The 13,409-nt window shown below is 69.1% G+C and carries 13 protein-coding genes; 9 read left to right on the forward strand and 4 right to left on the reverse strand.

What is annotated here, in order from left to right; all coding sequences use genetic code 11:
* Nucleotides 1-336: 336 nt before the first annotated feature.
* Nucleotides 337-2,025, forward strand: coding sequence for a fumarate hydratase (locus tag ABD329_RS46175; protein WP_281404653.1), 1,689 nt, complete (start codon nucleotides 337-339; stop codon nucleotides 2,023-2,025).
* A gap of 404 nt (nucleotides 2,026-2,429) precedes the next feature.
* Here ABD329_RS46175 and ABD329_RS46180 read toward each other — a convergent pair whose 3' ends face one another.
* The 3 genes from ABD329_RS46180 to ABD329_RS46190 are packed head-to-tail and all read right to left on the reverse strand — an operon-like array spanning nucleotide 2,430 to nucleotide 4,038.
* The gene (locus tag ABD329_RS46180) at nucleotides 2,430-3,275 is read right to left on the reverse strand and encodes a helix-turn-helix domain-containing protein (protein WP_198277714.1); all 846 of its coding nucleotides are present in this window, start codon (nucleotides 3,273-3,275) and stop codon (nucleotides 2,430-2,432) included.
* Nucleotides 3,276-3,296: 21 nt separating this feature from the next.
* Entirely contained in the window at nucleotides 3,297-3,812 is a 516-nt protein-coding gene (locus ABD329_RS46185; RefSeq protein WP_198277701.1) for a DUF6879 family protein, read from the reverse strand.
* Nucleotides 3,784-4,038, reverse strand: coding sequence for a hypothetical protein (locus ABD329_RS46190; RefSeq protein WP_198277700.1), 255 nt, complete (start codon nucleotides 4,036-4,038; stop codon nucleotides 3,784-3,786). The genes ABD329_RS46185 and ABD329_RS46190 overlap by 29 nt, the downstream gene beginning before the upstream one ends.
* 178 nt (nucleotides 4,039-4,216) lie before the next feature.
* Between ABD329_RS46190 and ABD329_RS46195 the strand changes: the two genes are divergently transcribed.
* The 3 genes from ABD329_RS46195 (at nucleotide 4,217) to ABD329_RS46205 (ending at nucleotide 5,460) form a co-directional block, all read left to right on the forward strand.
* Complete coding sequence (locus ABD329_RS46195) at nucleotides 4,217-4,417, forward strand: hypothetical protein (protein WP_198277699.1); 201 nt, start codon at nucleotides 4,217-4,219, stop codon at nucleotides 4,415-4,417.
* Nucleotides 4,414-4,665, forward strand: coding sequence for a DUF7848 domain-containing protein (locus ABD329_RS46200; protein ID WP_198277698.1), 252 nt, complete (start codon nucleotides 4,414-4,416; stop codon nucleotides 4,663-4,665). Before ABD329_RS46195 ends, ABD329_RS46200 begins: the two co-directional genes overlap by 4 nt.
* A gap of 573 nt (nucleotides 4,666-5,238) precedes the next feature.
* Nucleotides 5,239-5,460, forward strand: coding sequence for a hypothetical protein (locus ABD329_RS46205; protein WP_198277697.1), 222 nt, complete (start codon nucleotides 5,239-5,241; stop codon nucleotides 5,458-5,460).
* Nucleotides 5,461-5,541: 81 nt separating this feature from the next.
* Here the strand turns inward: ABD329_RS46205 and ABD329_RS46210 are convergent, their stop codons facing one another.
* Nucleotides 5,542-6,636 carry a chitinase gene (locus ABD329_RS46210; protein ID WP_344318068.1) on the reverse strand — a complete coding sequence of 365 codons (1,095 nt, stop codon included), beginning with the start codon at nucleotides 6,634-6,636 and terminating at the stop codon, nucleotides 5,542-5,544.
* A gap of 167 nt (nucleotides 6,637-6,803) precedes the next feature.
* On the opposite strand from ABD329_RS46210, the gene ABD329_RS46215 reads away from it, so the two are divergent.
* The 5 genes from ABD329_RS46215 to ABD329_RS46235 all read left to right on the forward strand — a co-directional run bounded on the left by ABD329_RS46215 (nucleotide 6,804) and on the right by ABD329_RS46235 (nucleotide 13,197).
* Entirely contained in the window at nucleotides 6,804-7,721 is a 918-nt protein-coding gene (locus ABD329_RS46215; protein WP_344318069.1) for a hypothetical protein, read from the forward strand.
* Nucleotides 7,718-10,075, forward strand: coding sequence for a bifunctional polysaccharide deacetylase/glycosyltransferase family 2 protein (locus ABD329_RS46220; protein ID WP_425574473.1), 2,358 nt, complete (start codon nucleotides 7,718-7,720; stop codon nucleotides 10,073-10,075). The genes ABD329_RS46215 and ABD329_RS46220 overlap by 4 nt, the downstream gene beginning before the upstream one ends.
* Nucleotides 10,076-10,153: 78 nt before the next feature.
* Nucleotides 10,154-11,572 carry a class II fumarate hydratase gene (locus ABD329_RS46225; RefSeq protein WP_198279898.1) on the forward strand — a complete coding sequence of 473 codons (1,419 nt, stop codon included), beginning with the start codon at nucleotides 10,154-10,156 and terminating at the stop codon, nucleotides 11,570-11,572.
* Nucleotides 11,573-11,640: 68 nt separating this feature from the next.
* The gene (fomD, locus tag ABD329_RS46230) at nucleotides 11,641-12,342 is read left to right on the forward strand and encodes a cytidylyl-2-hydroxypropylphosphonate hydrolase (protein WP_198279897.1); all 702 of its coding nucleotides are present in this window, start codon (nucleotides 11,641-11,643) and stop codon (nucleotides 12,340-12,342) included.
* Between the two features lie 135 nt (nucleotides 12,343-12,477).
* Nucleotides 12,478-13,197: a class I SAM-dependent methyltransferase gene (locus ABD329_RS46235; RefSeq protein ID WP_198279896.1), complete on the forward strand. Its 720-nt coding sequence runs from the start codon at nucleotides 12,478-12,480 to the stop codon at nucleotides 13,195-13,197.
* The last annotated feature ends 212 nt before the right edge of the window (nucleotides 13,198-13,409 follow it).

A 13,409-nucleotide genomic window follows, 5' to 3' on the forward strand; every position in this document is an offset into this window, starting at 1 on the left:
CTGATCTTCGGCACGAAGGGCATGATCGGCATGCTGCACGTCATGATGTTCAAGCGGGCGCGGGCGCCGGGGCCGACGCGGCCTCGGGCACGGGCGTGGTCTCGGGAGCGGGGGCGGATTTGGTCAAGGGCACGGGCTGCTGCTCATCCACGGGCTCAGCGTACCCAGTCGCGATCTATCGCGACTAGGGGACGATCCCTGGAGTCTCCCTGATCCTTCCCCTACCGGACCCCGCCTCTGCTACTGAGCCCTACCTCACAGGCTCCGCCCCGCGGCTCCGTTCTACGCTTATGACGCGCTGTCGACGAAGTCAGCCGAAGCCCCGTCGAGTGAGGAATGGCCGCGATGCCAGAGTTTGCCTATTCGGACCTGCTGCCCCTGGGAGAGGACACCACGCCCTACCGTCTGGTGACCTCCGAGGGCGTGAGCACCTTCGAGGCCGATGGGCGCACCTTCCTGAAGGTCGAGCCGGAGGCGCTGCGCAAGCTCGCGGCCGAGGCGATGCACGACATCTCGCACTATCTGCGCCCCGCTCACCTCGCCCAGCTGCGCCGCATCCTCGACGACCCCGACGCCAGCGCCAACGACCGCTTCGTCGCGCTGGACCTGCTGAAGAACGCCAACATCGCGGCCGCCGGGGTGCTCCCGATGTGCCAGGACACCGGCACGGCCATCGTCATGGGCAAGCGCGGGCAGAACGTGCTCACGCGGGGCGGCGACGAGGAGGCACTCTCGCGCGGTGTCTACGACGCGTACACCAAGCTCAACCTGCGCTACTCCCAGATGGCCCCGCTGACCATGTGGGACGAGAAGAACACCGGCTCCAATCTGCCCGCGCAGATCGAGCTGTACGCGACCGACGGCGGCGCCTACAAGTTCCTCTTCATGGCCAAGGGCGGCGGCTCGGCCAACAAGTCCTTCCTCTACCAGGAGACGAAGGCGGTGCTGAACGAGGCATCGATGATGACGTTCCTGGAGCAGAAGATCCGCTCGCTGGGCACGGCCGCCTGCCCGCCGTACCATCTGGCGATCGTGGTCGGCGGCACCAGCGCCGAGTACGCGCTGAAGACCGCGAAGTACGCCTCCGCGCACTACCTGGACGAGCTGCCCACCTCGGGCTCGCCGACCGGGCACGGCTTCCGCGACAAGGAGCTGGAGGAGAAGGTCTTCGAGCTGACGCAGAAGATCGGGATCGGCGCGCAGTTCGGCGGCAAGTACTTCTGCCATGACGTGCGGGTCGTACGGCTGCCGCGGCACGGCGCCTCCTGCCCGGTCGCGATCGCGGTCTCGTGCTCCGCCGACCGCCAGGCGCTCGCCAAGATCACGCCGGAGGGCGTCTTCCTGGAGCAGCTGGAGACCGACCCGGCGCGCTTCCTGCCGGAGACGACGGAGGAGGAGCTGGTCAAGGGCGCGGGCCCGGACCTGGACGCGGTCGCCGTCGACCTCGACCGGCCGATGGACGAGGTGCTGGCCGAGCTGACCAAGCACCCGGTCAAGACCCGGCTCTCGCTGACCGGCACGCTGGTGGTCGCCCGGGACATCGCGCACGCGAAGATCAAGGAGCGGCTGGACGCGGGCGAGGAGATGCCGGAGTACCTGAAGAACCACCCGGTCTACTACGCGGGCCCGGCCAAGACCCCCGAGGGCTACGCCTCGGGCTCCTTCGGGCCGACGACGGCGGGCCGGATGGACGCGTACGTCGAGCAGTTCCAGGCGGCGGGCGGCTCGAAGGTCATGCTGGCCAAGGGCAACCGCTCCAAGCAAGTCACCGACGCGTGTGCCGCGCACGGCGGCTTCTACCTGGGCTCGATCGGCGGTCCGGCGGCGCGACTGGCCCAGGACTGCATCAAGAAGGTCGAGGTCCTCGAGTACGAGGAGCTGGGCATGGAGGCGGTCTGGAGGATCGAGGTCGAGGACTTCCCGGCGTTCATCGTGGTGGACGACAAGGGGAACGACTTCTTCACAGATCCGGCGCCCCAGCCGACGTTCACCACCATTCCGGTGCGGGGCCCCGGGCAGGCGTAGCCGCCTGCCTCGCCCCGCGCTGGCCTTCGACTGCAACTCGGCCACCGACACTGACACAGCAGGCACAGAGAGAGCCCCTGGGCGACCGCCAGGGGCTCTTGTCATTCAAGCTGGCCCGGCCCCGGCCAGCGAATGACGGGATTTCCTTATGCCCAGAGGGTGACGATGAAGCGCATTTTGACTACCAACGCTGTACGGTATGCGGCTCTTGATGCCGCCATGGTCATTAGCTTTGTCGTTGAGCGGACCTAGCGCTGTCTCATGGCCGCCCCGTGACCGGCCGCATGGTGGCTGATCATTTCGGCATATCCGAGAGGACCGGACGCCGTTACCTTGCTTTGACCGCGTGATCATAGCTTCGTGCGCGCTGCCCGTTTGGTGACCGCAGCGGGGCTTTCTGCGTTTTAGCCCACAGCATCAATGGCCGCTGTGATGAGGGAACGAGCCTCAGCTCCATAGGCGGCAACTTCTTTCAGGTTCCCAAACGCCTTGAGGTACAGCGCAACGTCACTCGGCTGAGTCTCCTTGATGGCCGCTGACAGGGTTTCCACATGGACACGCTGACGGTCAAAGATGGTGAACGTTTCCAGCGGCCACGCTTGCCGGGGCGCCGTGAACGGAATTATACCTAGCGAGATTGACGGTAGCGCCATCACGGACAGCAGATGACCTAGTTGAGCGGCCATGATTTCGGCGGCCCCTATCCGGTACCGCAACACCGATTCCTCAATCAGAACGGCAAATCGGTGGTCACCTTCGCGGATGACGCGTGATCGCTCCATCCGGGCTTTCACGGCGTCCGACACATCGTCTGGTGTTCCACGAAACTGTGCAATGGAAGTCAGCAGGGCTGACGCGTATCCGGGGGTTTGAAAGAATCCGGGCACCACGTTGGAACAGTACACATGGAATTGTCGCGTCTGTTCGTAGAGCGGTACGCCTGACTCCTGTAGCCGCCTGAGTCCCGTTCGCTGTAGTCGCTTCCACTGGACGTACATGGAATCCGCTTGACGCTTGGCGGCAATCAAGTCATCAGCTTGTTCCGATGGGCCGCACGCTGTGCACCAGGCTCTTATGTCTGCGTCACTGGGTGGTGTCTTGGCGTGTTCAATGCGTGATGACTTGGACTCACTCCACCCGCACCGGACAGCCAACTCACGCCCCGTGATTCCTGCGTCAAGCCTCATTTCCCGCAACCGACCGGCTACGGCTTCCCGGGCTTCTTGGGCTTTGGACGAAGGAGATGACATAAGTTGGCTGTCCGGTTGCACTCAGATGGTGTATTCGCTGTGCGAGATTGCTCGCTGCCAGATGCTCTCAAACGCGTCAGCGCAGAGTTTCAGCGTATCGGGATCCGTGCTCAGTTCATCCGTGACATGACTTCCGTCCCCCGCGAAGTGGTGCACGCGGAGTAGGTTGCCATCGAAGAGCCAGAAGTCATTAGCGGGCACCAGGAAGCCCGTTGCCTGACTCCGTGGAAGCCATCGGACTTCTTCCCCCGCGGCGATGTTGCCATGCGTCGCGTCGTGCTCCCAGCGGATGTATTCACTGACAGGCTCCGACACCACGCGTGCCCGCCGAATAATCACACCACGAGCAACGGTGTCCGCAATGGTTTGGTGGAACGGGTGCCACCAGGATTCACGGTCGCTCCAATCAACGCGTTCCCCGCGCTGCCATGCTTCTAGCCGTGGGTTGGTGCCGTAGTCATCCCGCATTTCTAGATGAATGGCGGATTCGCGGGTGTTGGCCAGCAGCTCACTGAACGGCGGAACGCTCAACTGCATCGCACGCTTTCCGGATCATCGGCGCCATACGCGCCGGGATCCTGATCACTTCTTCGCTGTCCGGGATCGTTCCGTTAGCCGGAGTGTTCGACTCACAGGCCACGCGGAGTTCAGGGCTTGCCTTCCAGCCCTGCAATACCAGTTCTCCCGCCTCTTCGTCAGCCCAGACGGTAGGGCAGTGGTCATGATCGGTGTCCGGGTCAATCCCGACGAACCGTAGCGCCATGTCAGCCTCTTTCCGTGCATGGTTTGCCTGAACTTGCACAGCCATCCTTCCGCCACGGCCTAGATAGTCAAGACCACCTGCCATAAATCAGCGTGCAAGTCCGTGCAAGCTTGTGGAGCGGGGCGTGCCGCCAGTCGTTGACTGCTCATCCGACAGGAAGCGATGCAGGGGGTTGGACGTGAGCGAAGCCAAGACCTACCCGAGTGATCCGGTTCAACCTCCGTTGCAACTGGGTGAGTTGGAGCCCGCACCGGTTGAGGGCTGCCCCGGCTGCGCAGAGCTTGCCAACGTGCGTGACCGTGCCCGCGCGGGTGGCGACATGACCACTGTGACCGATTGCAACGTCTACATGCGTCGGCACCCGGAAGGGCACCAGTGAGTACGCGCGCTGTCTATCGGTTCGTGGACCACACCATCCGGCACGAACCTGAGGGCGGAGTGACCTTCGAAGCCTTCTGCGCAACGCCCGGCTGTGATGAGGAATCGGGCCCTCAGGAAGACCAGGAAGCGGCTCAGAAATGGTGCCTTCGCCATACCGGCCGCACGGGTCATGACCTCTTCCGGCGCGTGGTGACCGACCATGCCCGCGTCACCCGCGCGGAGCCGCTACACAGTGAGCAGTCCTGAGGGCCGGGCATGGTCGCACGACCATTCGCGTGTCACGGGACACGTGGCGTGCTTCGCGCTCATCACGCTCGCTGCCACGGGGAAGATCTGAGAGGCGAATCAGTGGCGAAAGAGATCCGGCTGAGTAAGCGTCCCGGACGGGTGAAGGGGGCGCAGCTCATAGAGAAGACCGGGCGCGGCAAGGCGTTGCAAGACTGGGCGCGTGCAGACCTTGTGGCCAGGATGCGCGCGAAGATCCAAGCCAAGGGCCACCAGCCCCAGTAACAGACCTGACTGCGGACGGCCGCCCGCCCGGAGAGCGAGGGGCGGGCGGTCCCCAGCGACCTCGGTCGTCGCGCGTGCCCGCCATCGAGGCCGCCCATAAGCGAGCCATGAAGCCCATGCGAGGGCAGCTGAGACGAGGCCACAAGGCCCACGCGCGAACCCATGAACTCCCGCCCCGGCGACGGAAACCCTGGAAAGGCCGAGCAGCCGGGGCGGGGGACCACACCGCAGAGGAACCCCCTGCGGATCACGGGCCGTGTCATCGACGGTACGGCGGCATGGCCCATCACGAAAGAGGAGGTCGAACTGATGAGCGTTGCGGCTGTCGATACGTATGAGACGCGCACGCCTGACGCCGAAGGCTGGCGCGGAGTCCCGTTCCGGCACCCGCGTGACCTGGTGACCGAACAGGACACGCAGACGGCGCAGGGCACGCGGGCCACGCAGGCCGACGGAGGGAAGCACGACGGAGGGCCGATGCCGCCCGAGGCTCCCCGCGAGCCCGCCCCGCAGGGAGGCGACGGCAAGTAACCGCCTGACAGCCCGTGTCATCGGCTGAATCAGCCCCGCCTGTCCGCCGTCTCACACGGCGGTAGGCGGAGCCGGCTCGGCTCACCCCCTCAGCGCCGCCTCGAAGGCGCCCGGGCGCTGGGTGATACCGCTGCAACGGGTGTTGGGGACGACGTCCGCGGTCGGCTCGGGGGCCGCGGCACCGTCCGTGGGGGCGGTCGGGGGGGCGGACCGGGTCATCTCCGGGGTGCACGGCTGGTCCCGTTCGGCGGACCACATCGACAGCCGTCCGATCCCCTTCTCCGCGGCGAACCGCGCCAGCCCGGCCGCGTCCTCCAGCGTGAAGGTCTCGCCGGTGACGTCGTTGACCCCGATCATCGGCGTCACGGCGAGGATCTTCCAGGCGGCGGCGTCGGACATGCCGAACACCTCGCGGATCCGGGCCTGGGCGGCGGTGGCCGCCTGGACGGCGTAGTCGCCCATGTCGCCGGTGTGGTCGCCGCTGTAGTTCATCGCCATGATGTTGACGCCCGAGAGGATGACCCCCTCCTGTTTGGCGGCCTCCAACTGGGCGACGCCCTGCGGGGTCAGCCCGTCCGGCATGGCGGGCAGGGTGAAGGAGATGTTCAGGCCCTCGTGGGTGCGCTGGATGAGCGCGAGCGCCTGGGCGCGGCGGGCGGCGGCCTCGCTGTTGGCGAGCGCCTCGCCCTCGAGGTCGAAGTCGATCCTGGCGGCCTGGTAGCGCTCGATCACCTCGGCGTAGGCGGAGGCGAGTTCGGGGACGTCGGTGCAGACGGTGGCGAGCTCGGTGCCCTCGGCGCCGCCGAAGGAGATCCGTACGTCGCCGCCCGCCCGGCGGACGCGCTCGATCCGGGTCTCCACTCCCTGGTCCTCCAGCGAGGTGCCGCCGTCCCACACCGGGGCGCAGCCGTCGCCCGCGACGACGAAGCCCAGCGAGAACTCCTTGACCCCGCGCGACGCCGCGGCGGCCATGTCGTACCCCGGGTCCGACCAGGCGTTGACGTACGGCACGAACTCGGCGGGCGGACGCGCCGCGGGGGGCTGTGACGCCCGGGGCCGTGAGGGCGCGGCATGCGGCTCGGGCGACTGCTTCTGGTGTCCCGCCCATACGGCGATGGTGGCGCAGACCACCGCGCCGGCCACGGCGATTCCGCTCATGCGGGGGCTGGCCCTCATGGCTCTGGCTCCTCCTTGTGGTCCGGTACGAGGCGTCGGGGGCCTGTGCCGCCCGTGCCGCCCTCTCCGCCAAACCTCGCATATTCGGTGAAGCCTACTGAACTATGACACACCGCATGTTTGGCTTATATGTCGCATGTCGTATTTTCTGCATTAACCTCTTTCGTATGGATCCTCAGTCAGATGTGGCCGAGCGCGCGCCATCGCGTCCCCTCCGCGCTGACGTGGCCCGGAAGGGGCCCGTGTTCGTGGACCTGTCCGGGCGCCGTGGCCGACTCGTACGACATGTGGGCGTCATCGCGGGAGCCGCCTGCCTCGGCTATTCGGCGGTCCTGGGGTTGGGCTACGCGGGCGGTACGCCGTTCGCACCACAGACGCTGATCCCCGGACATCCCGTCTCCACCGACGCGTTCGGCCGGGGGCCGACCCACACGCCCGGGGGACGTTCGGGGCCCTCCGAGTCGCACGAGCGGCGTGACGCGCACGCGTACGGCTACGAGGACGAGTACGGGGACGAGTACGGGGACGACGGGTACGGGCCGACCCACCGTCAGCACCGGCGCGAGCGGCACGCCCCGGGGCGCCCGGCGCACCGGGACGCCCGGGAGCCCATCGCCCTGCCCCCCATCACCACCCGACCACGGCCCGCGCCTCCGCAGCCCGACCCGCCCAAGGCCCCCCGCGCGGCGGCGCGGCACTCCCCCGCGCACCACCGCACCGGCGGCCGCCAGTCCACCGCGGGGCACCGGTCCGGCAAGCACCACAAGGCCGGCCACCCGCCGTCACATCCGGGCGGCCACGCGCCGGGCAAGCGGCCCACGGGCGCGTCGCACTCCCCGTCGAAGCAGCACCCCGCCGGCGCCGAGCCGCCCGCCAAGGGCTCCGGCCGTCCGCAGGCCCCCGGCCACACCACGCGGCCCGGCCACGCGTCCCCCCAGAAACCCCAGTCCCAGAAGCCCCAGTCCCAGAAGCCCCCGCAGGCCGATACGCCCAAGCCCCCGGAGGGGCCCGCCGGAGGCGGCGCCCCGGCCGACGGTCCGGGCACCGCCAAGGGCGGCCCCAAGGCCGAGGACGGGACGTCGTGAGCGGCGGCAGACCGCCGAGGCTGCCGCGGCCGCGCCGCCGGCTCCCCGCGCCCCGTCAGGACGGCGCGCCCCGTACGGTATTCCGCCTGACCGGCTCCAACCGCCGCGCCGCACGCCGCACGGGCGGACCGGGCGCCAAGGGCAGGCTCAGACTCACGGGCAGGCTCGGGCTCAGGCTCACGGGCAGGCTCAGACTCACCCGCAGACTCGGGCTCACCGGCAGGTTCCGCACCGTCAAGCTGCGCAAGCTCCGCACCCGCACCCGGATGGCGCTCGCCCTCGCGACCCTCCTCGCGCTGGTGTGCACCCTGCTGCTGGACGGCTATCTGCACGCCGAGGTCGGCAACGACGCCCGGGTGCACCGCTCACAGGCCTCGCGCACCGTCCCCGACCGGCTGCGCAAGGGCGGCCCGGTGATCACCTTCGACCACCGGGGAAAGGCCACCGAGCACGCCATCCCGTCCAAGACCATCGCGCTGACCTTCGACGACGGCCCGGACCCGCGCTGGACCCCGGAGATCCTCGACGTGCTGCGCCGCCACAAGGTGCGGGGGACCTTCTTCGTACTGGGCCAGATGGTGCTCCGCCATCCGGAGCTGGTCCGCCGGATGCGGGCCGCGGGCCATGAGGTCGGGGTGCACACCTTCTCCCATGTCGACCTGTCGTACCAGGACAAGGGGCGCATGGACCGCGAACTGGCCCAGTCCCAGCTGGCCCTGGCCGGTGCGGCGTCCATCACCAGCTCGCTGTTCCGCGCGCCGTACGCCTCCAAGGTCCGCGCGCTGGACGACCGCACCTGGCCGGTGCAGCAGCACATCGGCTCCAAGGGCTACATCAGCGCCTTCGTGGACACCGACAGCGAGGACTGGCAGCGGCCCCCGGTGAAGGAGATCGTCCAGAACGCCACCCCCGAGGGCGGGAAGGGCGCGTCGGTGCTCTTCCACGACGCGGGCGGCAACCGCGCCCGCACCGTGAAAGCCCTGTCGATCTACATCGAGCGGATGAAGAAGAAGGGCTACTCCTTCACCACGGTCACCGGCGCGCTCGGCGCCCACAGCGCCAACCACCCGGCCCGCGCCCTGCCGGTCTGGGAGGGCCGGGCGCTGATCTGGGCGGCCGCGGTCAGCCACAGCGCGCTGCCGTTCCTGATGGGGCTGCTGGGCCTGGTGGGCTTCTCGGTGATCGGGCGGCTGCTGCTGATGGTGGTCCTCGCCTGGTGGCACCGGCGCTCCCGGGAGCGGCGGCGCTGGAGCCGGGTGCAGGAGGTCACGGATCCGGTGAGCGTGATCGTGCCCGCGTACAACGAGAAGGAGTGCATCGCCAACACCCTGAAGTCGCTGTCCGCCTCCACCCACCCGATCGAGATCCTGGTCGTGGACGACGGTTCCACCGACGGCACCGCCGATATCGCCGAGGCGATGGGGCTGCCCAACGTACGGGTGCTGCGCCAGGCCAACGCGGGCAAGCCCGCGGCCCTCAACCGGGGCATCGCCCATGCCGGCCACGAGCTGATCGTGATGATGGACGGCGACACCGTCTTCGAGCCCACCACCATCCGGGAGCTGGTCCGTCCGTTCGCCGATTCGCGGGTGGGCGCGGTTGCGGGCAACGCCAAGGTGGGCAACCGGGGCAGGCTGATCGGCGCCTGGCAGCACATCGAGTATGTGATGGGCTTCAACCTCGACCGGCGGATGTACGACCTGCTGCGCTGCATGCCCACCATCCCGGGCGCGATCGGCGCCTTCCGCCGCCGGGCGCTGCTGGAGGCCGGGGGCATGAGCGCGGACACCCTGGCCGAGGACACCGACATCACCATCGCCCTGCACCGGGCCGGCTGGCGGGTGGTCTACCAGGAGCACGCCCGCGCCTGGACCGAGGCGCCCAGCTCGCTCGGGCAGCTGTGGAAGCAGCGCTACCGCTGGTCCTACGGCACCATGCAGGCGCTGTGGAAGCACCGCCGCTCGCTGATCGACCGGGGGCCCTCGGGGCGGTTCGGGCGGGTGGGTATGCCGCTGGTGGTGCTCTTCCAGATCCTCACCCCGCTGTGCGCGCCGCTGATCGACCTCTTCACCCTCTACGGGGTGATCTTCCTGGACCCGGTGCGCTCGCTGCTGGCGTGGGCGGCGCTGCTGCTGGTGCAGCTGCTGGGCGCCGCGTACGCGTTCCGGCTGGACCGGGAGAACTACCGGGCACTGGCCGTACTGCCCTTGCAGCAGATCGCCTACCGCCAGTTGATGTATCTGGTACTGCTGCACTCCTGCGTCACCGCGGCCACCGGCGCCCTGCTGCCGTGGCAGAAGCTCAAGCGCACCGGCGAGGTGGACACCCCTCGGGCGCCCGAGGCCGTACGGTGACCGGGCTCACCCGTTCGGCTCAGCGGGCGCGGGAACACGGCGTGGTGTGAAGACGCTGTGCTGGACGGAGGTGTCCCCATGACCGACGAGAGCCACCGCGACGACAGCCCCCAGGAGGGCTACCGCATCGAGCACGACTCGATGGGAGAGGTCAGGGTGCCCGCGGACGCCAAGTGGCGCGCCCAGACCCAGCGGGCGGTGGAGAACTTCCCCGTCAGCGGGCAGCGCCTGGAGCGGGCGCACATCCAGGCGCTGGCCCGGATCAAGGGCGCGGCCGCCCTGGTCAACGCCGAGCTGGGCGTGGTGGACAAGGACGTCGCGCGGGCGATCTCGGAGGCGGCGGCCGAGGTCGCCGAGGGCCGCTGGGACGACCACTTCCCGGTGGACGTCTTCCAGACCGGCTCCGGCACCTCGTCCAACATGAACACCAACGAGGTGCTGGCCACCCTGGCGAGCGAGCGCCTGGGCCGCCCGGTGCACCCCAATGACCACGTCAACGCCAGCCAGTCCTCCAATGACGTCTTCCCTTCCTCCATCCACATCGCGGCCACCGCCGCCGTCACCGGCGATCTGATCCCGGCCCTGGCCCATCTGGCGGAGGCGCTGGAGCGCAAGGCCGCCGAGTTCGCCGAGGTGGTCAAGGCGGGGCGGACCCATCTGATGGACGCCACTCCGGTGACCCTCGGCCAGGAGTTCGGCGGCTACGCGGCCCAGGTGCGGTACGGGATCGAGCGGCTGCGCGCCGCGCTCCCCCGGCTGGCCGAGCTGCCGCTCGGCGGTACGGCGGTGGGCACCGGGATCAACACCCCGCCCGGGTTCGCCGCCGCCGTCATCGCGGAGCTGACCCGCACCACCGGGCTGCCGCTGACCGAGGCCCGGGACCACTTCGAGGCGCAGGGCGCGCGGGACGGGCTGGTCGAGACGTCCGGGCAGCTGAGGACCATCGCGGTCGGCCTCACCAAGATCGCCAACGATCTGCGCTGGATGGCCTCGGGCCCGCGCACCGGGCTCGCCGAGATCGCGCTGCCCGATCTCCAGCCCGGCTCGTCGATCATGCCGGGGAAGGTCAACCCGGTGATCCCCGAGGCGACGCTGATGGTCGCGGCGCAGGTCACCGGCAATGACACCACGGTCGCCACGGCCGGGGCCGCCGGGAACTTCGAGCTCAATGTGATGCTCCCGGTGATCGCGAAGAATCTGCTGGAGTCGATCCGGCTGCTGACCAATGTCTCCCGGCTGCTCGCGGACCGCACCATCGACGGGATCACCGCCAACGCCGAGCGGGCCCGGGAGTACGCGGAGTCCTCGCCGTCCGTCGTCACGCCGCTCAACCGCTACCTCGGCTACGAGGAGGCGGCGAAGGTGGCCAAGCGGTCGCTCGCGGAGCGCAAGACGATCCGCGAGGTGGTGCTGGAGTCCGGCTACGTGGAGCGGGGGCTGCTGACGCTGGACCAGCTGGACGAGGCGCTGGACGTCCTGCGCATGACACATCCTTAGCCGGGCGTTGGTCCCCGGTTGCGTCATAGGTCACGGCGCCGCGGCCCGCGCGCACCTAAGATCTGCTCATGACAGCGGACATCGTGGAGACGACGGGGACGGCGGACATCGCCCGGTGGGCACCGGGCGACCACATTCTGTGGCGCTATCGGGCGAACGCCTCCCACCTCATCCACATCTGCCGTCCCGTGACCGTCGTCGAGGACACCGCGGAGCTGCTCGCCGTCTGGCTCGCCCCCGGCACCGTCTGCGTCAAACCGCAGCTCACCGACGGCACCTCGGTGCACCACGAACCCCTGTCCACCCGGTACACCAAGCCGCGGACCACCGCGCGGTCCCAGTGGTTCGGCACCGGTGTGCTGAAGCTGGCCCGGCCCGGGGAGCCGTGGTCGGTGTGGCTGTTCTGGGACCAGGGCTGGCGGTTCCGGAACTGGTACGTGAACCTGGAGGAGCCGCTGGTCCGCTGGGACCGCGGAGTGGACTCCGAGGACCACTTCCTGGACATCGCGGTCTACGCCGACCGCGGCTGGGAATGGAAGGACGAGGACGAGTTCGCGCAGGCGCAGCGGGCCGGGCTGATGGGTCCCGAGCAGGCGGAGCGGGTCCGGGCCGCGGGGCGGGCGGCCGTGGCGACCATCGAGTCCTGGGGAGCGCCCTTCCGGGACGGGTGGGAGAACTGGCGGCCCGACCCCGCGTGGTCCGTGCCCGCTCTTCCGGCGGACTGGGGCCGTACGGACAAGAAGCACACCTCGGCACACTCGAGGTCATGAACCTCTTGTCGTGTCCCAGTGTTTCAAACGTAGGATCGTCGTCCGGAACACTGCCCATGCGGGACAGCCAGACGCCGGCGCAAGTCACGGGCGATGCGCAAGATCTGACGTAATGTCACAGGAGGGGGCGGAGTCGTGAGCGGTGAGGACGAGCACGGAGACGGTTACGAGGGCTACGAGGACTTCGACCGCCTCGCGCTGGACCGCAGCGGTCAGGCGGAAGCCTTCGACCACATCGGCGACCGCTACGACGACGCCTTTCCGCACAAGGAGGGCCAGATCGACGCCGGGCGCTGGCTGGCCGAGACGCTTCCGCCCGGCTCCCGGGTGCTCGACGTCGGCTGCGGTACGGGCCTGCCCACGGCCCGTCAGCTGGTCGACGCGGGGCACGAGGTGGTCGGCATCGACATCTCCCCGGGGATGCTCAAGCTGGCCCGGGACAATGTCCCGGAGGCCACCTTCCACCATGTGGACATCGTCGATCTGCGGGTGGGCGGCCGGTACGGCCCCGGAGGCCCCCGGGAGCTCGGCCCGTTCGACGGCATCGCCGCCTACTTCACGCTGCTGCTGCTGCCCCGCCCGGAGATCCCGTACGCACTGCGGACCATGCATGCCGCCCTCAGACCCGGGGGGCTGCTGGGGCTGGGCATGGTGGAGGCGGACATCGACGATTTCCCCATTCCGTTCCTCGGCAACTCGGTCCGGGTATCCGGTTATCTGCGGGACGAGCTGCGCCAGGCCGTCCGCGATGCGGGCTTCGAGATCGCCGGGGAGGACTCGCACGCGTACGCCCCGGCCAGCACGGACGTACCACCCGAGATCCAGCTCTATCTGAACTGCCGACGACGTGCCTGACACTCGGTGCGCCCACGAGACGCGGGCGCACGGCCCCGGACGGATGGAAACCCACGCGTGACGGAGCACTCCACCTCCCACAGCAGGCGGCAGGCGGCCACCTCTGCCGCCGCCCCGGGCGCGGCCGCGCCCGACGACGCGCACGGCGCGGTCCCGGACCCGCGGACCGCCGTGCGGCAGACGGCTGCCCCCGGCCAGGAGCCGGGCGACGG

It is taken from the genome of Streptomyces javensis, assembly GCF_039525925.1.
GTDB classification, from domain to species: Bacteria; Actinomycetota; Actinomycetes; order Streptomycetales; family Streptomycetaceae; genus Streptomyces; species Streptomyces asiaticus.

Coding starts and splice junctions, on each gene's coding strand:
- ABD329_RS46175 (WP_281404653.1), top strand. CDS start 337: ATGGCCGCGATGCCAGAGTTTGCCTATTCGGACCTGCTGCCCCTGGGA.
- fomD (WP_198279897.1), top strand. CDS start 11,641: ATGACAGCGGACATCGTGGAGACGACGGGGACGGCGGACATCGCCCGG.
- ABD329_RS46205 (WP_198277697.1), top strand. CDS start 5,239: ATGAGCGTTGCGGCTGTCGATACGTATGAGACGCGCACGCCTGACGCC.
- ABD329_RS46190 (WP_198277700.1), bottom strand. CDS start 4,038: ATGGCGCTACGGTTCGTCGGGATTGACCCGGACACCGATCATGACCAC.
- ABD329_RS46215 (WP_344318069.1), top strand. CDS start 6,804: ATGGATCCTCAGTCAGATGTGGCCGAGCGCGCGCCATCGCGTCCCCTC.
- ABD329_RS46180 (WP_198277714.1), bottom strand. CDS start 3,275: ATGTCATCTCCTTCGTCCAAAGCCCAAGAAGCCCGGGAAGCCGTAGCC.
- ABD329_RS46185 (WP_198277701.1), bottom strand. CDS start 3,812: ATGCAGTTGAGCGTTCCGCCGTTCAGTGAGCTGCTGGCCAACACCCGC.
- ABD329_RS46225 (WP_198279898.1), top strand. CDS start 10,154: ATGACCGACGAGAGCCACCGCGACGACAGCCCCCAGGAGGGCTACCGC.
- ABD329_RS46210 (WP_344318068.1), bottom strand. CDS start 6,636: ATGAGGGCCAGCCCCCGCATGAGCGGAATCGCCGTGGCCGGCGCGGTG.